We start from the raw sequence: 17,700 nt of genomic DNA on the forward strand, positions 1-17,700 counted from the left end.
CGACGTCGTCGGCGCGAGGGGGGTGCCCCTCGCGCCGACGACCCGGCCGGGCCGCGAGCGGTGCCGGCCCCGGGTGCCCGGGGCCGGCCGCGGGGCTCAGTACTGGGCGAGCACCCCGGTGGCGATCTCCTGCATGCGGGCCGCGCCCTCCTCGGGCGTGGTCTGCCCGAGGATGACCTCGGCGACGACGGGGAGCGTCTCGTTGGCGATCGGCGCGGTCCACGGGAAGGGCTCGGCCGGGGGCGCGTTGTCGATCGCGTCGATGGCGGCCTCGGCGTACGGGCCGCTGTCGGGGGTCACGACGCCGTCGCGCGCCGGGTAGGCGGCGGGGACGGACGCCTCGGAGGCCTCCTGGGAGACCGAGGACGCGATGACCTCGAAGAGGACCGCGGGGTCGACCGTCGTGTTGGTCGGGATCGACCAGCCGTCGACGGACAGGGCGCTGTACTGCGGGCCCGAGTCGCCGACCGTGGGCGGCGGCGCGAAGGCGAAGTCGGCGGCGAACTCGGTGTTGGACTCGACCGTGAGGTCGCTCATGCGGCCCGAGAACATGATCGCCATGGCGGCGTCGCCGTTGTACATCTGCTGCTGGACGGCCGGCTGGTCGAAGGTCGTGACCTGCGGGTCCATGAAGGGCGTGAGGCTCTTCAGCTCCTCGAGCGCCGTGACGGCCAGCGGGTCGTCGAAGTTCGGCGTCTTGGTCTCCGGGTCGACGTAGTCGACGCCGAGGGAGCCGAGCGCCGCGTCGTAGGCGGTGGCGAGGTCGCCGCTCGCGAGCCACGGGAGCGCCAGCGGGTACTGGAACTCGCCGGAGTCCTGGAGCGCCTGCGAGACCTCCTTGAGCTCCGCGAAGGTCGTCGGCGGCTCGAGGCCCTGCTCCTCGAAGACGTCGGCGCGGTACGCCATGACGAACATCTGCGCCTGCATGGGGAGGGCGTAGAGGTCGCCCTCGTACGTCATCGCCTCGAGCATCCCGGCGTTGAGCTCGCCGAGCCCGTACTCCTCGCCGAACTGGTCGACGTACTCGTTGAGGGGCTGGAGCGACCCCTCGGTGCCGAGCTGCGGGATGATGTAGCCGTACGTCTCGATGACGTCGTACGTGCCCTCGTCGCCCGCCAGCGTGGCCGTGGTGCGCTGCACCTGGCCGGCGAAGTCGATGGGCTCGTGCTCGACCGTGAGGTCGCCCTGGGTGCAGCTGTTCACCATCGTGTCGGTGAAGGGGTCGATCGCCGAGGAGTTGTAGGCGAGGACGTTGACGGTCGTCGGCTCCGAGACCTCGACCGCGCACTCCACCTCGGCGGCGTTCTCGTTGCCGGTCCGCGAGCCGGCGCCGCAGCCCGCGAGGGCGAGCGCGCCGACGGCCGTGAGGGCCACGGCACGGCGGGCGCGCCGGGGGCCGGCGGAGGTGGGCAGGGGTCGGTGCAGCGCTGCGCGCATCTGTGCTCCTGTCGACGGCGGGCGTCCTGGCCCGCGCGGGGTGTGCCGGGGATCCGGCAGGTGTGACCCGGTCGTGCGTCCCGGTCGGTGCCCTCGGCTCGGCCCGCCGGCGCGCCCTGCTGGGGCGTCCGGCCCGGGCCTCCGCGCTGGGCAGGCTGGGTATCGGCAGGCGCGATGTGGCGCCACGTCCGGTGAGCATAGGCCGGACGGGGGACATCGGCGGTCGGTCCGCACGTCGGGCCCACGGGGCGGCGCCGCGGCGACGCCCGGAGGACCGGTCCTGGCGGCTGCCGGCGTCGCTGCCTACGATCGTCGCCGCGCCCTGACTCCGCGCCGTGCCTCAGCCCGCCGCCCCCGAGGAGCCATGTGCCCCGCAGCCACCCGACCGCGGTCGGGCGCCCCCGCCGCGCCCGTCCCGGACCCCTGCCGCACGCCCGTCGGCGGCCCGCCCCTGCCCTCCCGCACGGTGTACGCCGTAAGGTCGCGGCGTGAGCACGGCGGAGACGGACGACGGGGCGGTGGGCCGGGAGCCCACGGCGACGCCGTCGACCCCGTCCACGGGCTCCCTCCCCGCCGTGGCCCCCCGCCCCGCCGGCCCGTCGGGCACGGTCGAGGCCTCGCCGGACGAGCCGGGCGTCGTCGTCCTGCGCGGCGAGGTCGACGCGTCGGTCGTCGCCGGCGTCCCCGACGCGCTCGTCACCTCGGGCGTCCGGGTGGCCGACGTCGCCGGCGTCACCTTCATCGACTCCGGCGGCATCCACCTGCTGCTGCGCCTGCACCGCGCCGCCCCCGAGGGGCTCGACCTCCGCGGTGCGTCCGAGGACGGGCTCGTCGTCGCGGTGCTCGCGACGCTCGGCCTCGCCGGGCTCTTCGGCCGCGCCTGACCCCTCGTCCTGTCCGACGACGGGACGGGCGTGCCGCCGACTGCCCTCGGCGGGCCGGCGACCGGTGTCAGCCCTCGGCCTGCCGCAGCTGGTCCGTCCGCAGGCGGGCCCAGACGTGCTTCGTCGTGGCCGTCGTGCGCCACGAGACCTCGAGCGCCAGGCGCGCGGCCAGGAGCATGCCGCGGCCGCCGTCGCGGTGACCGCCCTCGACGAACTGCGGGAGCCGACGGGTGTCGTGGTCGACCGTCTCGACGACGACCTCGCGCACCGGCCCGCCCGTCGTCGGCAGGTGGAGCCGCAGCAGCACCGGCGGCCGCCCGTGCCGGATGGCGTTGCTGGCCAGCTCGGTCGCGACGAGCAGCATGTGGTCCATGGCGCTCGGCGCGTCGCCGCTGCCCCGGTCGACGTCGTCCGGGAGGACCTCGGTCACGCGCCGGGCCACGGCCTGCCGGAGGTCGGCGAGCTCGTCGAGGGTGTCGACGTCCCACGCGCGGTCGAGGGCGAAGCCGGCGGGGAACTCCTCCGCCTCGCCGGCGGACGAGCGCCCGTGCGGCTGCGCGTCTACGGCCTCGTTGAGCGCGTCACGGCGGAAGTCGGTCGGCGGGCCGGCGTCGGGGGAGGGTGCCACTCCTCCAGGGTCCCGCCGCCCCGGCGGGGGCTGCCACTCGGGGCGCGGCCGGGGCGACGCGACGTGGGTGCGGCGGACGGTTGACCCGCCCCGCACGGCGCGTCACGCTGAGCCACCCCTGGTCCAGATCCGTGGCCGGCGCTCCTCCCGGAGGTGCCCCGTGCCGGACCGTCCCGACCTCGTCGTCCTCGTCGACCCCGCCACCCGGTCGGCCGTCGTCCGGGTGACCGGGCCCCTGCCGCACGGGACCGCGGCCTCCGTGCGCGACGTCGTGCGCCGGGCCGTCACCGTCACGGGGCCCTGGGTCACCGTCGACCTGGTCGGGTGCACGGGCCTGGCCCCCTCCGTGGCGGAGTGCCTCGTCGACGAGCACGAGCGCCTGCGGGCCTGGGGCGGGGCGCTGGTCTGCGAGGGGGTGCCGCCCACGCTCCCCGCACCGATGGCGACCGGCGGCGGGGCGGCGCCGGAGCCGGGGGACCTCACGGACGCCGAGCTCGTCGTGCTCCTGCGGCGGGCCCTGGTGCGCCGGCTGCACGCCGACGGCGAGCCCGAGCGCACCGCCGCCGGCCGTCGGCTCCTCGTGCTGCTCCGCGAGCACGAACGCCGCGGCGGCTCCTGGCCGCCCCGACCGGACGACGCCGTCCCGGACGGGCACGGGTCCACGTGGAACACCGGCGCGCCCCCGCTGGTTGAGGACCGCCATGAGCACCCGTGAGCTGACGCTGGCCGAGCACGACGCGACCGTCGCCGAGGGCATCGTCCTCATCGACTTCTGGGCCGAGTGGTGCGGCCCGTGCAAGCGCTTCGCGCCCGTCTACGAGAAGGTCTCGACGGCGAACGAGGACATCACCTTCGCCAAGGTGGACACCGAGGCGGAGCAGGAGCTCGCCGCCCGCTACGGCATCACCTCGATCCCCACGCTCGTCGCCTACCGCGACGGCATCCCCGTCTTCAGCCAGCCCGGCGCCCTGCCGCAGCCGGCCCTCGAGGACCTCGTGGGCCAGCTCCGCGGCCTCGACATGACCGAGGTGCGTCAGCGCTACGACGAGGCGATGGCCCAGCAGGGCCAGCAGGCCTGAGCCGCAGCACCTCCCGCACGACCGACGGCGCCGCCCCCCCTCGGGGGACCGGCGCCGTCGGTGCGTCCTTGCCCGGGCGGTGGGGGTGGTCAGAGCCCCGTCTGCTCGAGCAGGCGCCGGGTCGCGCCGCCGTCGTCGAGCGGTGCCCAGCGGCGGACGAACTCCGCGCGCCGGCCGGCCCACGCCGCGGTGACGGCGGGCAGGTCCGCCAGCACGGCCTCGAGCTCGGCCTGGGTGCGGACGACCGGGCCCGGCGACTGCTCGTCGAGGTCGAGGTAGAAGCCGCGCAGCGTGTCGCGGTAGTGCTCCAGGTCGTAGGCGAAGAGCACGACGGGGAGGTCCGTCGGGGCGACGTCGAAGAGCGACGACGAGTAGTCGGTGACGAAGGCGTCGGCCGCGAGGTAGAGCTCGGCGATGTCGGGGTGCGCGCCGACGTCGAGGACGCGCTCGTGGGACGCACCGGCGCCCCGGAGGACGAAGTAGTGCAGCCGGACGAGTACGCGCCAGCCCTCGCCGAGCCGGTCGGCCAGGCCGGCGGCGTCGAGGCCGCCCGTGCCGCCGTCGGCCGCCGCGTGGTCCTCGTCGTCGCGCCACGTCGGCGCGTAGAGGACGACCTTCTCGTCGTCGCCGAGCCCGAGGCGCCGCCGCACGTCGGCCCGCCGCGCGTCGCGGTCGGGGGCGTGGAGGACGTCGTTGCGCGGGTACCCCGTGTCGAGCACCCGGCCCTCGTAGCGGAAGGCGCGGGCCAGCAGCGCGCTGCCCTCGCCGCCCGGGCCGACGAGGCAGCCCCAGCGGTCCACCTCGGCCTGCAGCAGGCGCATGTCCTCGTCGCTGTACTGCGTGTGCGCGTCGCCGTGGATGCGCTTGAGCGGGGTGCCGTGCCACGTCTGGACGTACAGACCGCCCTCGCGGAGCGACCACGCGTCCTGGTCCATGTGGGTGTTCGCCACGACGGCGTCGGCGCCGTCGAGCGCGGCCACCGCGGCCGGGGTGCGGATCGGGACGGTCGTGACGCCCTCGGGGAAGCCCGCGAGGTGCCGCTCGTCGGCGAGCCACAGGTGCTCCACGTCGTCGCCGCGCGCGAGCAGCGCCTGGTGCACGGCGCGCGGGTTGTCCGCGTAGCGCCCGTTGAAGCTGTTGTAGACGACGCGCACGCGTCCCTCCTCGTCCGCCGGGTGGGGCAGGGCGGACCCTACGGCCGTGCCGCCGGCTGCCCCGACCGGCCGGGCGCCCCGACCTGCCGGACCGCGCGCGGTGCGCGACGCTGCGCCCGCGCGGGAGACCACCGCGCGCCCGCCGCCGGAGAGGACCGCGCCCATGCTGACGACCACGGCCGACGAGTGGTGGACGACGGGGGTCGGCTACTGCCTCGACCTCGAGCGCTTCGCCGACGGCGACGGCGACGGGCACGGCGACCTGCTGGGCCTGGGCCGCCACCTCGACCACCTCGAGCGGCTCGGCGTCACCTTCGTGTGGCTGCAGCCCTTCTACCCCTCGCCGGAGGGCGACGACGGGTACGACGTCAGCGACTACTACGCCGTCGACCCTGCCGTCGGCTCCCTCGGTCACCTCGTCGAGGTCGTCCGTGCGCTGCGCGAGCGCGGCATCCGCACGCTCGTGGACCTCGTCGTCAACCACACCTCCGTCGAGCACGCGTGGTTCCGGGACGCGCGGTCGTCGCGGGACTCGCCCTACCGCGACTGGTACGTGTGGCGCGACGAGCCCGACCCGGCCGACGACGACACCGACCTCTTCTTCCCCGGCGAGGAGGACTCGGTCTGGTCCTACGACGAGGCCGCCGGCCAGTACTTCCGGCACCGCTTCTACAGCCACCAGCCGGACCTCAACACGTCGAACCCCGAGGTCCGCGACGAGATCCGCCGCATCATGGGCTTCTGGCTGGAGCTGGGCGTCGTCGGCTTCCGCGTGGACGCCGTGCCGTACTTCGTCGAGACGGCCACGCGGGAGGGCGACGCCGACGACGAGGGCGACGGCGCGCTCGCCGAGCCGGTCCACCGGGGCCTGCGGCGCGACGCGGGGGCGCTGTCGGAGTCCTTCCAGATGCTCGACCTCATGCGGGCGTTCATCTCCCGCCGCTCGAGCGAGGCGATCATGCTCGGGGAGGTCAACCTCCCCTACGACGAGCAGCTCGAGTTCTTCGGCGGCTCCAACGCGCGCATGACGATGAACTTCGACTTCGTCCTCAACCAGCAGATGCACCTGGCGCTGGCCCGGCAGGACGCCGGCCCGCTGCTGGCCGCCCTCCGCGGGCGCCCGGAGCTGGCCCCCAGCAAGTCGTTCGGCGTCTTCGTGCGCAACCACGACGAGCTGTCGCTCGACCAGCTGGCCGAGGACGAGCTCGCCGAGGTGCTGGCCGCCTTCGGCCCGCGCGAGGAGCAGCAGATCTTCGGGCGGGGCCTGCGGCTGCGGCTGCCGACGATGGTCGGCCACGACCGCGACCGGCTCGAGATGGTCTACGCGCTGGCCTTCTCGCTGCCCGGCACCCCGGTCCTCTACTACGGCGAGGAGCTGGCGCAGGACGAGGACCTCGACCTGCCGGGGCGCCTCGCCGTCCGCACGCACGTCCGCTGGGGCTGCACGCCGGAGGGCGACGGCGTCGCGGACCAGGAGCGGGACCCCGGCTCCGTCCTGCACTTCTTCCGGACGCTCGTGGCCCGCTACCGCGACCGGCCCGAGCTCGGGCGGGGGTCGGTGGACCTCCTCGACGTCGGCAGCCCCGCCGTGCTCGCGCACCGCAGCACGTGGGCCGGCCGGACGACGGTGACGCTGCACAACCTCGGCGAGGAGCCGGTGACCGTGCGGCTGCCGGCCGACGTCGTCCCGGCCGGGCGGCGGGTCCTCGACCTCTTCGGCCTCGACGAGCAGGGCGGCGCCGAGGACGGCGGCGGCCTCGAGGTGACGCTCGGTCGCTACGGCTACCGCTGGTTCGGGGACGTCGTCGACTGACGACGCCCTCCTGCACCGCGACGGGGGTCCGCACCGGGCGACCGGGACGGGCCCCCGGCGTCGTGCGCCGCCCCCGAGGTGCGCGCGGCGGCGCCGCGGAGCATGGTGGGCACCGGTCCAGACCGGGGCCGTCGACCGCCCACGCGGACCACCACGGCCCGCGGCTCGCGAGCACGCCCCTGCACCCGCTGCTGCACGCGACCGACCTCCTCCGCCCGCCCCGCGTCGCCGACCTCAGCGACGGCCGCGGCGCACCTTGTGGCTCCCGTCGCAGTACGGGGCGATCGAGGAGCGCCCGCACCGGCACAGCGCCACCGTGCTCCGACGGCGCTCCACCGGCTCGCCGTCCACGTCGACGATCTCCACGTCGCCGCGCACCAGCAGCGGCCCGTCGGGGCAGACGGTGATGGTGGCGCCCTCGCCGGCGCCGCGGAGGACGGGGGGCAGGTCGTCGGAGTCGTCTGGACCGACCGGAGCGCCCGAGGGGCGTGACGGGGTGACCACGTCCGCAGCCTGCGTGCCTGCGGCGCGCAGCGCGACCGGGAGGGCGAGCAGCCCATGACGACCACCGACCGACCGACCACCGTCCCGACCCCCGCCCCGACCTCCGTCGGGCCCTCCACCCTCCGCGCGGGAGCGCCTGCCCCGGTGGGGGTCCCGACCGGCCGCGGTCCCGTCTCGGACGCCGTCCGCGACGTGCTCCTCGGCGGCGGCACCGCGACGGCCGACGTCCGCGACCTCGCGGCGGCCGAGCTGCGCCGCCGCGACCTCGGCGCCGACGAGCTGCTCCGCGACGACGACCTGCAGCTCGCGCTGTGGATGCTGCAGGAGCTGTCCTTCCGCGCCTACGGCGGCGCGGCCGACCACCTCGAGTGGGACCTCGGGCTCGTCGCCGCGCGGCAGGTGCTCGAGCAGGCCCTCGAGGAGGCGCTGCGGCAGGTGGCGGAGGTGCCGGTCGGCGTCGCGCCGGCCGAGGTGCCCGAGGTCCTCTTCGCCATGACGGCGGAGGACGGCACGCCCGGGCTGTCGCACCACCTCGCGCGTCGCGCCACGGTGGCGGAGTTCCGCGAGCTCATGGTCCACCGGAGCGTCTACCACCTCAAGGAGGCCGACCCCCACACGTGGGCGATCCCGCGCCTCGCCGGGACGGTCAAGGCCGCGATGGTCGAGATCCAGGCGGACGAGTACGGCGGCGGCCGGGCGGAGCGCATGCACGCCGCGCTCTTCGCGCGGACGATGCGGGCGCTCGGCCTCAGCGACACCTACGGCCGCTACCTCGACGACGTCCCCGCGACGACGCTCGTGGGCTCCACGGCCATGGCGCTCCTCGGCCTCAACCGGCGGCTCGTCGGCGCCGTCGTCGGCCACCTCGCGGCCTTCGAGATGACGTCGTCCCTGCCGAACCGCCGCTACGGCGCCGGCATGCGTCGCCTCGGGTACGACGCCGACGCCACGTGGTTCTTCGACGAGCACGTCGAGGCCGACGCCGTCCACGAGCAGGTGGCCGCGCACGACCTCGCGGGCGGCTTCGCCCGCCAGCACCCGCACCGCACGGACGAGGTCCTCTTCGGCGCCGCCGTCGGCCTGGCCCTCGACGAGGTCGCGGGCGCGCACCTGCTCGGCAGCTGGCAGGCCGGGCAGTCCTCGCTCCTCGGCGGCGGGCCGCTCGCCGGCTCGTCCGCCGCCGCGGCGCCCGCCGCCTGACGGAGCGCACCCCGCCCGACCGCGCCGTCGAGACGACCGGCGGCGCACCTCGACGCACCACCCGGAGGTCAGCGTGACCCGAGTGCCAGATGCCCGTGACACCGCAGCCGGCGCAGCCCGGTCGGTGGTCGGCGCCGTCCGCGACGTCGCCCGCAAGGTCGGTGGCGGCTCCTCGCCGTCCGCCGTCCAGCAGACCCTCACCGTGGGCCGGTCCGTGGAGGAGGTGGCCACGCTCTGGCGCGACCCGGCCGCCGTCCGCCGCGTGCTGGGCGACGCCGGTGACGTCGCCGTCGACGGGGCGGGGGACCGCTGGACGTGGCGGCTCGCGACGCCCGGCGGGGGCGACCCGGTCGAGTGGGAGACCGTCCTCGCCGACGGCGGCGTCCCCCGCACCCTGCGCTGGTCCGGGCCGGACGACGTCGGCACGCCCGGGCAGGGCGCCGAGCTCGTCGTCACCCTGCGCCAGGCGCCCCAGGACCTCGGCACCGAGCAGGTCCTCCGGCTCGCGCTGCCCGTGCCGGACCTCGCGGCCGGCGCGATGGCGCTGACGCTCGGTTACCGGGCGCGCTCGCTGCTGCTCACGGGCGAGACGCCCGAGCTCGAGCCCGTGCCGGCCGCCCGATGAGCGCCCCGACGAGCGCCCCGACGAGCGCCCCGACGGGCGCTCCCCCGCGGCGCCCGACCGTCCGACCGACCTGCTCCACCCCCGACCCCACCGAGAGGGGCTGACCGTGCGCGCGCTCTGCTGGAACGGCGTCAACGACCTCGCCGTCGAGACCGTCCCGGACGCGGGGGTCGTCAACCCCCACGACGTCGTCCTCGAGGTGGGGCTGACCGTCACGTGCGGCTCCGACCTCCACTTCATCGACGGCTACCTGCCGGGGATGCGGCAGGGGGACGTCTTCGGCCACGAGTTCATGGGCCGCGTCGTCGAGGTGGGCAGCGCCGTCACTCGCACGAAGGTCGGTGACCGCGTGACGGTCCCGTCCTTCGTCTCGTGCGGCGAGTGCTGGTACTGCTCCCACGACATGCCGTCGCTGTGCGACACGTCCAACCCGAACGCCGCGCTGCAGCAGCCCGTCCTGGGCCACCCCGGTGGCGGGATCTACGGCTACACGCACCCCTTCGGCGGCTACCAGGGCTCGCACGCCCAGTACGTGCGGGTGCCCTTCGGCGACACCAACTGCTTCGTCGTGCCGGACGGCGTCACCGACGTCCAGGCGCTCTTCGTCTCGGACGCCCTCGCCACCGGCTACACCGGCGCGGTCTTCTGCGACATCACGCCCGGCGACACCGTCGCCGTCTTCGGGGCCGGCGGCGTCGGGATCATGGCCGCCGCCAGCGCCCGCGCGCTGGGGGCGGCACGGACCGTCGTCGTCGACCGCTTCCCCGAGCGGCTCGCGCTCGCCGAGGCGCAGGGCTCGGAGGTGCTCGACTACTCCTCCGTCGACAGCGTCCAGGAGGCGCTGCGGGAGATGACCGGGGGCCGCGGGCCCGACGCGGTCATCGAGGCGGTCGGCATGGAGGGGCACGGCACGGGGCTCCAGAACGTCGTCGACCGCGCCAAGCAGGTCGTCCGTGCGTCGACCGACCGGGCGACGCCGCTGCGCGAGTCCGTCATGGCCTGCCGCAAGGGCGGCGTCGTCTCGGTGCTCGGCGTCTACGGGCTCACCGACTCGTTCCCCATGGGCATCGTCACGAACAAGGGCCTGACCATCCGCTCGGCCCAGCAGTACGGCCAGGTGCACGTGCCGGCGATGTTCGAGCACATCCAGCGCGGCGCCATCGACCCGACGCCGCTGGCGACGCACACGATGTCGCTCGAGGACTCGGTCGAGGGCTACCGCCTCTTCAAGGAGAAGGAGGACGGCTGCATCCGCGCCGTCTTCCGCCCGTGAGGCGCTGCGGCTGAGCCGCTCCCGCAGCTCGCCCGACCGCCCGCCGCGCCCGTCGCGGCGGGCGGTCGTGCGTCGGGGGCGGGGGGCCGTGGCGCGTCCGCGACCGGGGAGCACGGTGGTCGGTGGGTCGGCGTCCGGGGGGCGTGGTGGTCGCGGACGGGGCCAGGGGGCGGTGCGGGCGTTCCCCGGTCGGGGCGCGAGCGGTGCGGGCGTTCCCCGGTCGGGTCTGGGGAGCGTGGTGCCCGGGGCGACGGCGTCCGGGGAGCGTGGTGCACGGCTCCGGGGCGGTCAGCCGTGCAAGGCGCTCCCCGGTCGGGCCTCAGCCGTGCAGGGCAGTCCCCGGTCGACGTCCTCCCGGTGCCGACGTCCCCCGGTCTCGCTGCAGCACCTGTTGACCAGCCCGCCGCGCGTCCCGCATGCTCTCTCTGCCCCTTTACAACGATGTAGATGCGGAGATCCCGTGCGACGCCCCCTGCGCACCTCGCTCGCCGCGGCAGCCGCTGCCGCCGCGCTCGCCCTCACGACCGGTGCCGCCGCGGCGGCACCGGACGACGCCGCGGCCCCGACCGTCGTCGTCGACGGCAGGGACACTGGTGTCCCGGACCGGCTGCTGCCCAGCGGCGCCCGGGTCAGCGGCGCCCTGCAGCTCGACGGCGGCTGGGCGTCGCGGCCGGCGTTCCAGCGGCACGTCGTCGCGGAGCTGCGGGACCTGCGCGCCGCCGGTGTGCTCTCCGGGCGGGAGGCGTCCGCCGTCCGCTCGGCCGCGGCGCGGTCCGCCGACGGGACCCCCGGCTCCGAGCAGCCGCCCCGCGGGCGGCTCACCATGGCCGGCGACGTCGGCGACCTCGTCCCCGGCGTCGTCGACGACCCGGTGCACGACCCGACGCTCTTCGAGCACGACGGCACCTACTACGTCGCCTCGACCGGCATCGCGGACGCGGACGACCCGGGCGGCGTCTTCCTGCGGCGCTCGACGGGGAGCCTCGAGGGCCCGTGGGAGTCGCTGGGCGCGGTGCCGCTGCCGGCGTGGACCCGGGCGTACGACGTCGGCCACCTGTGGGCGCCCCACCTCGTCGAGCGGGACGGCGTCGTCCACCTCTACTACAGCGCCTCGTCCTTCGGCACGAACACCTCGGCCATCGGGCACGCGAGCACCCGCACGCCCGAGGACCTCGAGAGCTGGGTGGACAGCGGGCCGGTCCTCACGAGCGGGCCGGGGGACCCGTACAACGCCATCGACCCGCAGGTCTACGTCGACCGCTCGGGGACCTGGCGGATGGCCTTCGGGTCCTTCTGGACCGGCCTGCAGGTCGTCGAGATGGCGTCGATGACGGAGACGACCGGGCCGGTGACGAACCTCGCCCGCCACCCCGAGGACCCGCCGAACCCCATCGAGAACCCGCAGGTCTTCGCCCGCGGGGGCTACTGGTACCTCACCGCCGCCTGGGACCTCTGCTGCCGCGGCGTCGACAGCACCTACCGGACGGTCGTCGGCCGGTCGACGTCGCCGACGGGGCCCTTCGTCGACCGGGACGGCGTCCCGCTGCTCGAGGGCGGGGGGACGGTGCTCCTCGACCGCCGCGGCGACCAGGTCGGCCCGGGGGCGCTGGACGTCCTCGAGGACCGCGGCCTCCTCTACGCCGTGCACCACTACTACGACGCGGCCGCGGACGGCGTGATCCGGATGCAGGTGCGCGAGGTGGGGTGGGAGGACGGCTGGCCCGTTGTCCCGGGCGAGGACTGAGCCGGCCGGCCCGCCGCCGCCGCAGGGTCAGGCGGCGAGGTCGTGCGCGTCCGCGCGGTGCCGGGCGGGGCCCACGACGGCGAGGTGACGTGCCCCGGGCGCCGCGGCGGAGGCCTCGGCCGCCGGGCCGGGCACGAGGACGCGGGGCGCGCCGCCGCGGCCGGAGCCGGGGGCGGCGACGACGTCGGCGGGGACCCCACGGGCCAGGAGCGGCGCGAGGGCGACGAGGACGAGGACGACGACGGCGGTCACGACGACGGCCGCGGTGGCGACGGTGACGGTCACGGGGGGCTCCTCCGGGGCGGGCGCCGGGTGGTCCGGCGACGTGCTCCGAGACTGCCGCCGCGCCCCCCGCCGCGTCGTCGTGCCGGGGTCCGGTCCTGGGAGGGTCCGCCGTCCGACCGGGTCCGACCCCGGTCGGACGGACGGGGGCCGCCGGTCGCCGCCCGGTCGGGGGGCGGCGACCGCGGCGCCGTCAGCGGTGGGTCAGCGGCGGGTCGGCGTGACCTCGCCCATCTCGCCCCAGCCGTCCTGGTCGACCGTGACGTTGATGATCTCGGGCGTGCGCTCGACGTGGTCGCCCATCCACCCGACCGCCGTCCGGAAGTGGTCGCTGCCGACGTGCGCGGCGCCGGCGGCGTCGTCGCGGAACGCCTCGACGAGCGTGTAGACCCGCTCGTCGTCGACGCTGCGGGACCACTCGAAGAACAGGCACCCGTCCTCGGCGCGGGTCGCCTCGGTGAACTCGCGGGTGAGCTCGGGCCAGCGCGGGGCCGACTCCGGCAGGACCGTCCACTTCACGACGATGAGGATCATGAGGCGGAGGCTAGACGCGGCCCGGCGGCGCCGCCCGTCGCGCGGGACGCGCCGCCGAGGCCTCAGCCGGCGCGGAAGGCCTCCTCGTAGAGCGCCCGCAGGGCGGGGTCGTCCGGCCCCGAGAGCCCGCAGGGGGCGATCTGCTGGGCGCCGCCGGGTCCGTCGCCGACGGGGGTCGTGGCCACGAGGTAGGTGCCACCGGCCGTCACCGGCAGCGGACCGCCGTCGACGGGCCCCGCGTCCGGGTCCGCCTGCGGGACGACGACCTCGTCGCCGTCCGCGACGAGGTCGCCGGCGTAGACGTCGGTGACCTCGAGGACCGCGCGGCCGTCCGCCACCTCGACCGCCCGGGCCTCGAAGGCGGTGCCGACCGTGCGCAGCGCGGCGACGTCGACGGGCGCGCAGGCGACGGCGGGGCCGGCCCCGTCGGCGGCGGCCAGCTCGACGGTGCTCCCGCCGCCCAGGCCTCCGGAGGCGGTCAGCGCGGCGACGGCGACGACGCCGGCCGCCGCCACCCCGGCGAGCGCCACGACCGCCCGGCGGGGAAGGCGGCGGGCGCGGCGGACGGCGAGCTCGTCGCCCGCCCCGTCGCGGAGGTCCCCGCCCGGGCCCTCGGCGACGACGCGGCCCACGAGCCCCGCCACCTCCTCGGCGCCGAGCGGGGGCAGCCCCCGCGCGGGGTCGGCGGCGCGCAGCCGGGCGCGCAGCGCGTCGTCCTCCGCGGGCGCGCCCGCGTCGTCCGCCGCGAGGTCGTCGTCGTGGGTCATCGCTCCTCCCTCCGGAGGTCGTCGGTGCGGCGGTCGTCGGCGGGGTGGTCCTCGTGCCGGTGCTCGTCGGCGCCCGGGGCGGCGCCCACCCGGTCGAGCTCGGCGCGCAGGCGGCGCCGGGCGCGGTGCAGGCGCACGGCCACCGCGCCGGGGGTCGTGCCCAGCACGGTGGCGAGGCCCTTCGTGTCGAGGTCCTCCCACGCCCACAGGCGCAGCAGCTCGGCGTCGGCGGGCCGCAGCGCCGCGAGCACGCGCTCGAGGAGGACACGGTCCGCCGCCACGGCGGCGGGGTCCGCCGGCGCCGGACCGGCCGGCGCGTGGACGGCCTCCTTGGCCGCCACCCGCTCCTGCCGCCGGGCGCCGCGGGCGGCGTTGGCCAGCTGCAGCCGGGCCACCCCGACCGCCCAGGGCACCGCCGCCCCGGGCGGGACGTCGTCGAGGCGCCGCCACAGCACGAGCAGCGTCTCGCCGAGCACGTCGTCCGCGGTGGCGGCGTCGGTCCGTCGCCGCAGGTAGCGGCGGACGGGCTCGACGACCTCGGCGACGACCGCCTCCAGGGCGGCGCGGCGGGCCTCGTCGGCGGGAGGCGGGGGGCTCACGACCCGGCAGTGTCCACGTGCCCCCGCCGTCTTACCGGCGGACCGCCCCGGCCCACCCGGCGGCGGCGCCGGAGGGCGGGGCCCCGCGGCCGGCCACCACCGCGCGCTCGAGCGCGTCGACGACGTCGGCGAGCGGCCACGTGCTCGCGAGGCCGTGCACCCGCAGGTGCGCGGGGCCGCCGGCGGACGGTGCGGCGGGGGTCGGGGCGGTCTCGTCCACGGCGTCTCCTCGGGCGGGGGGCGGCGTCGTCACCGCCCTCGACCCCTCCTGTCCACCCGCCCGTCCCACCTTTCTCCCCCTCCGAGGGGGGTCGCGGCGGCCCGTCCGGGGTGACCGTCTTGACAGCGGGCGACGACGCCTCCGGAGAATGCGCCCGCCCCGTGCCCCGACGGCCGTGCGGCGGCCGGGTGCCGTGCCCGGCGGACGACGGCGGTGGGCAGCAGGGGCGGAGGGCGGATGGCGCGGGTCCTGGTCGCGGAGGACAACGTCAAGCAGGCGGCGCTCCTGCGGGCCTACCTCGAGCGCGAGGGGCACGCGGTCGTCGTCGTCCACGACGGCCGGCAGGCGGTCGAGGAGGTGCGCCGTGGCGCACCGGACCTCCTCCTGCTCGACGTCATGCTGCCCCGGCTCGACGGCCGCGGGGTGCTCCGCGCCCTGCGGGCCGACGGGGTGGAGGTGCCCGTCATCGTCCTGTCGGCGCTCTCGACCGAGCGGGACCAGCTGCTCGGCTTCGACCTCGGGGTCGACGACTACGTCGTCAAGCCGTACTCGCCCCGCCAGGTGATGGCCCGCGTGCGGGCGCTGCTCCGGCGCAGCGCCCGGCCGCCCGTCGCCACGGCCGTGCCCCCGGTCCCCGGCGCCGCGCCGGCCGAGGGGGCGCCGGGCCCCGGGGAGGCGCTCGTGGCCGTCGGCGGCCTCGTCCTCGACCGGCTGCGCTGCGAGGTGACGGTCGACGGCCGGCCCGTGCGCCTGACGCCGCGGGAGCTCACCCTCCTCGAGGCCCTCGCCGAGCACCCGGGCCGGGTGCGCTCCCGGCGCGACCTCCTCGTGGCGCTCTCCGGCCCCGGCGTCCACTCCCTCGAGCGGACCGTCGACATGCACGTCATGAACCTCCGCCGGAAGGTCGAGGAGGACCCGGCGGAGCCCCGCTACCTGCTCACGGTGAAGGGCCGCGGGTACAAGCTCGCCGAGGAGCCGCCGGCGGTCGAGGAGACCGGTGGTCCTCGCTAGCGTCGCCTCCCGGCTCATCGCGCTGAGCGTCGGCGTCGCCGTCCTGTCGGTCGGGGCGACGACGTGGGTGATCTCCGGTCGGGTGGAGGCGAGCACGCGCGCGGAGGCGGCGCAGACGCTCGCCGACGACTCGGGCATCTACCAGGCGCTCGTCGACTACGGCGGCCGGAACGCGTCGTGGGAGGACGTCGGGCCGACCGTCCGCTCGCTCGCCGAGCACTACGACCGCCGCATCGCGCTGCGCGAGGTGGGCGGCCCCCTCGTCGTCGACTCGGCCGTCCTCCTCGGCGGCCCGGCGGAGCCGCTGCGGGCCCGCCCCGACGCCACCCTGGACCCGCTCTCGCCGGCCCTCGGCGTCCTCGCGGGCGACACCTTCGACCCCGGGGGCGTCGACGGGCTCGAGGTCCCGGCCGCTCCGGCGGCCGACCTCGAGGCCAACGCCGGCCGGGTCACGACGGCCACCGCGTGCCTCGACGGGCTGGAGGTCGGGTACGAGCTCGTCGACCTCCCCGACGGCGTCCGCGACGTCGAGGTCGACTGGCCCGCCGGCTCGACGACGGAGGAGGACGACGCGACGTGGGCCTGCCTCGAGCCGGTCTACGAGCTGCTCCCCTCCCAGGTCGAGGAGCAGCGGCGGCAGGACGCCACCGTCGTCGCCTGCCTGGCGCGCGCGGGCGTCGGCGCGACGGCGGAGCCGGACGGAGGGGGCGTCGTCCTCGACCCGCCCTCGGAGGACGGGGACGAGGCGCTGGAGCGCTGCTACGACCAGGACCTGCGCTCGCGCACGGCACCGCCCGTCCAGCTCTTCCTCGGCTCCGAGACGACGGACGGCGCCCTGCTGCGGACCCTGCTCACGGGGCAGACGGCGTCGGCGGCGGTCGCGCTGCTCGCCGTCGCCGGGCTGACGGCGGGCCTGACGGCCCGGGTCGTCACCGCGCCGCTGCGGCGGCTGTCGGCCGCGGCCCGGCGGATCGGGGCCGGCGACCTCGGCACCCGGCTCCGGACGGGCGGGCGGGGCGAGGCCGCCGAGGTCGGCGCCGCCTTCGACGCGATGGCCGAGGCGCTGGCGTCCGCCGAGGGCGCACGACGGCAGCTCGTCTCCGACGTCGCCCACGAGCTCCGCAACCCGCTCGGCACCATCAGCGGCTCGCTCGAGGCCATCCGGGACGGCGTCTACGAGCCCACGCCGGAGGTGCTCGACTCGCTCACCGAGGAGGCCGACCACCTGCGCCACCTCGTCGACGACCTGCAGCTGCTCGCGACCGCCGACCGCGGCGCCCTGCACGTCGAGCGGCACCCGCTCGACCTCGCCGCGCTCGCCCGCAGCGTCGCGGAGGTGCACCTGCCCGCCGCGGCGGCGGCCGGGGTGCGCCTGGAGGTCGCCGCGCCGCCGACGCTGGCCGGCCACGGCGACGGCGCCCGCCTGCGCCAGGTGCTGACCAACCTCCTCGGCAACGCGCTGCGCCACACGCCGTCCGGCGGTGCCGTCCGGCTCGTCGTGGCCGCGGCGGGCGACCGGGCCCGGCTCGCCGTCGAGGACACGGGGGAGGGCCTGGACGACGCCGACCTCGAGCGCGTCTTCGAGCGCTTCTGGCGGGGCGACCCGGCCCGCACGCGCGACGGCGGGGGCAGCGGCCTGGGCCTCGCCATCACCCGGGCGCTCGTGCACGCCCACGGCGGCGAGGTGAGCGCCGCGGCGACGCCCGGGGGCGGGGCCACCTTCCTCGTCGACCTCCCGCGGCAGGGCTGACCGGGCGGGCGGCGGCCCTCCCGCGGGGTCGTGGGGCGTGCCCGCGACGCCCGGCCGCGCGCCGCGACGCCCGGACGCGTGAGCGTCGTGTCAAGGACGTGTCAGTTGTGCAACGACGCCTGCGGGGAGGCCCCGCCGCCGACGATGCTCCCCCCGCGGGCCCTCGCCCGCGGGCGTCCGACGGCGTGCGCCCCGA

19 protein-coding genes are annotated in these 17,700 nt (G+C 77.0%); 10 read left to right on the top strand and 9 right to left on the bottom strand.

All coding sequences use genetic code 11. The features are described 5' to 3' along the window. Positions 1-96: 96 nt before the first annotated feature. Positions 97-1,437: an ABC transporter substrate-binding protein gene (locus tag EDC03_RS12890; RefSeq protein WP_123380632.1), complete on the bottom strand. Its 1,341-nt coding sequence runs from the start codon at positions 1,435-1,437 to the stop codon at positions 97-99. A gap of 488 nt (positions 1,438-1,925) precedes the next feature. Between EDC03_RS12890 and EDC03_RS12895 the strand changes: the two genes are divergently transcribed. After that, on the top strand, positions 1,926-2,321 hold the full coding sequence (locus EDC03_RS12895) for an STAS domain-containing protein (RefSeq protein ID WP_123380633.1): 396 nt from the start codon (positions 1,926-1,928) through the stop codon (positions 2,319-2,321). Between the two features lie 67 nt (positions 2,322-2,388). On the opposite strand, the gene EDC03_RS12900 is transcribed toward EDC03_RS12895, so the two are convergent. Then, positions 2,389-2,949 carry an ATP-binding protein gene (locus EDC03_RS12900; RefSeq protein WP_123380634.1) on the bottom strand — a complete coding sequence of 187 codons (561 nt, stop codon included), beginning with the start codon at positions 2,947-2,949 and terminating at the stop codon, positions 2,389-2,391. 160 nt (positions 2,950-3,109) lie between these two features. Between EDC03_RS12900 and EDC03_RS12905 the strand changes: the two genes are divergently transcribed. Together EDC03_RS12905 and trxA are read left to right on the top strand one after the other, a co-directional pair. After that, positions 3,110-3,664 (top strand): STAS domain-containing protein, encoded by a 555-nt coding sequence (locus tag EDC03_RS12905; protein ID WP_123380635.1) that lies wholly within the window; start codon positions 3,110-3,112, stop codon positions 3,662-3,664. Beyond that, entirely contained in the window at positions 3,651-4,028 is a 378-nt protein-coding gene (trxA, locus tag EDC03_RS12910; RefSeq protein ID WP_123380636.1) for a thioredoxin, read from the top strand. Before EDC03_RS12905 ends, trxA begins: the two co-directional genes overlap by 14 nt. A gap of 89 nt (positions 4,029-4,117) precedes the next feature. On the opposite strand, the gene EDC03_RS12915 is transcribed toward trxA, so the two are convergent. Continuing rightward, positions 4,118-5,182 carry a CDP-glycerol glycerophosphotransferase family protein gene (locus EDC03_RS12915; protein ID WP_158674297.1) on the bottom strand — a complete coding sequence of 355 codons (1,065 nt, stop codon included), beginning with the start codon at positions 5,180-5,182 and terminating at the stop codon, positions 4,118-4,120. 163 nt (positions 5,183-5,345) lie between these two features. Between EDC03_RS12915 and EDC03_RS12920 the strand changes: the two genes are divergently transcribed. After that, positions 5,346-6,995 (top strand): alpha-amylase family glycosyl hydrolase, encoded by a 1,650-nt coding sequence (locus EDC03_RS12920; protein WP_123380709.1) that lies wholly within the window; start codon positions 5,346-5,348, stop codon positions 6,993-6,995. A 234-nt stretch (positions 6,996-7,229) separates the two neighbouring features. Here the strand turns inward: EDC03_RS12920 and EDC03_RS18250 are convergent, their stop codons facing one another. Continuing rightward, positions 7,230-7,442, bottom strand: coding sequence for a CDGSH iron-sulfur domain-containing protein (locus tag EDC03_RS18250; protein WP_123380710.1), 213 nt, complete (start codon positions 7,440-7,442; stop codon positions 7,230-7,232). A gap of 201 nt (positions 7,443-7,643) precedes the next feature. On the opposite strand from EDC03_RS18250, the gene EDC03_RS12930 reads away from it, so the two are divergent. The 4 genes from EDC03_RS12930 to EDC03_RS12945 all read left to right on the top strand — a co-directional run bounded on the left by EDC03_RS12930 (position 7,644) and on the right by EDC03_RS12945 (position 12,341). Next, complete coding sequence (locus EDC03_RS12930; RefSeq protein WP_199720228.1) at positions 7,644-8,699, top strand: iron-containing redox enzyme family protein; 1,056 nt, start codon at positions 7,644-7,646, stop codon at positions 8,697-8,699. 73 nt (positions 8,700-8,772) lie between these two features. Continuing rightward, complete coding sequence (locus tag EDC03_RS12935) at positions 8,773-9,324, top strand: hypothetical protein (protein ID WP_148058085.1); 552 nt, start codon at positions 8,773-8,775, stop codon at positions 9,322-9,324. Positions 9,325-9,430: 106 nt separating this feature from the next. Then, positions 9,431-10,597 (top strand): zinc-dependent alcohol dehydrogenase, encoded by a 1,167-nt coding sequence (locus tag EDC03_RS12940; protein WP_123380640.1) that lies wholly within the window; start codon positions 9,431-9,433, stop codon positions 10,595-10,597. 460 nt (positions 10,598-11,057) lie between these two features. Further along, positions 11,058-12,341 (top strand): arabinan endo-1,5-alpha-L-arabinosidase, encoded by a 1,284-nt coding sequence (locus EDC03_RS12945; RefSeq protein WP_241967182.1) that lies wholly within the window; start codon positions 11,058-11,060, stop codon positions 12,339-12,341. Positions 12,342-12,368: 27 nt separating this feature from the next. Here EDC03_RS12945 and EDC03_RS12950 read toward each other — a convergent pair whose 3' ends face one another. The 5 genes from EDC03_RS12950 to EDC03_RS12970 all read right to left on the bottom strand — a co-directional run bounded on the left by EDC03_RS12950 (position 12,369) and on the right by EDC03_RS12970 (position 14,743). Next, positions 12,369-12,626 (bottom strand): hypothetical protein, encoded by a 258-nt coding sequence (locus tag EDC03_RS12950; protein WP_123380641.1) that lies wholly within the window; start codon positions 12,624-12,626, stop codon positions 12,369-12,371. Positions 12,627-12,827: 201 nt separating this feature from the next. Continuing rightward, positions 12,828-13,157 (bottom strand): putative quinol monooxygenase, encoded by a 330-nt coding sequence (locus tag EDC03_RS12955; RefSeq protein WP_123380642.1) that lies wholly within the window; start codon positions 13,155-13,157, stop codon positions 12,828-12,830. A gap of 62 nt (positions 13,158-13,219) precedes the next feature. Beyond that, a complete protein-coding gene (locus tag EDC03_RS12960; RefSeq protein ID WP_123380643.1) occupies positions 13,220-13,924 on the bottom strand; it encodes a hypothetical protein in 705 nt (234 codons plus the stop codon). Beyond that, positions 13,921-14,523: a sigma-70 family RNA polymerase sigma factor gene (locus EDC03_RS12965; protein WP_123380644.1), complete on the bottom strand. Its 603-nt coding sequence runs from the start codon at positions 14,521-14,523 to the stop codon at positions 13,921-13,923. The genes EDC03_RS12960 and EDC03_RS12965 overlap by 4 nt, the downstream gene beginning before the upstream one ends. Before the next feature lie 31 nt (positions 14,524-14,554). Further along, a complete protein-coding gene (locus EDC03_RS12970; RefSeq protein ID WP_123380645.1) occupies positions 14,555-14,743 on the bottom strand; it encodes a hypothetical protein in 189 nt (62 codons plus the stop codon). 237 nt (positions 14,744-14,980) lie between these two features. Here EDC03_RS12970 and EDC03_RS12975 point away from each other — a divergent pair, with 237 nt between their 5' ends. Together EDC03_RS12975 and EDC03_RS12980 are read left to right on the top strand one after the other, a co-directional pair. Next, positions 14,981-15,754: a response regulator transcription factor gene (locus EDC03_RS12975; RefSeq protein ID WP_123380646.1), complete on the top strand. Its 774-nt coding sequence runs from the start codon at positions 14,981-14,983 to the stop codon at positions 15,752-15,754. Continuing rightward, on the top strand, positions 15,741-17,504 hold the full coding sequence (locus tag EDC03_RS12980; protein WP_123380647.1) for a sensor histidine kinase: 1,764 nt from the start codon (positions 15,741-15,743) through the stop codon (positions 17,502-17,504). The genes EDC03_RS12975 and EDC03_RS12980 overlap by 14 nt, the downstream gene beginning before the upstream one ends. Positions 17,505-17,700 lie beyond the last annotated feature (196 nt).

It is taken from the genome of Pseudokineococcus lusitanus (genome assembly GCF_003751265.1).
GTDB classification, from domain to species: domain Bacteria; phylum Actinomycetota; class Actinomycetes; order Actinomycetales; family Quadrisphaeraceae; genus Pseudokineococcus; species Pseudokineococcus lusitanus.

Coding starts and splice junctions, on each gene's coding strand:
- EDC03_RS12890 (WP_123380632.1), bottom strand. CDS start 1,437: ATGCGCGCAGCGCTGCACCGACCCCTGCCCACCTCCGCCGGCCCCCGG.
- EDC03_RS12955 (WP_123380642.1), bottom strand. CDS start 13,157: ATGATCCTCATCGTCGTGAAGTGGACGGTCCTGCCGGAGTCGGCCCCG.
- EDC03_RS12920 (WP_123380709.1), top strand. CDS start 5,346: ATGCTGACGACCACGGCCGACGAGTGGTGGACGACGGGGGTCGGCTAC.
- trxA (WP_123380636.1), top strand. CDS start 3,651: ATGAGCACCCGTGAGCTGACGCTGGCCGAGCACGACGCGACCGTCGCC.
- EDC03_RS12960 (WP_123380643.1), bottom strand. CDS start 13,924: ATGACCCACGACGACGACCTCGCGGCGGACGACGCGGGCGCGCCCGCG.
- EDC03_RS12975 (WP_123380646.1), top strand. CDS start 14,981: ATGGCGCGGGTCCTGGTCGCGGAGGACAACGTCAAGCAGGCGGCGCTC.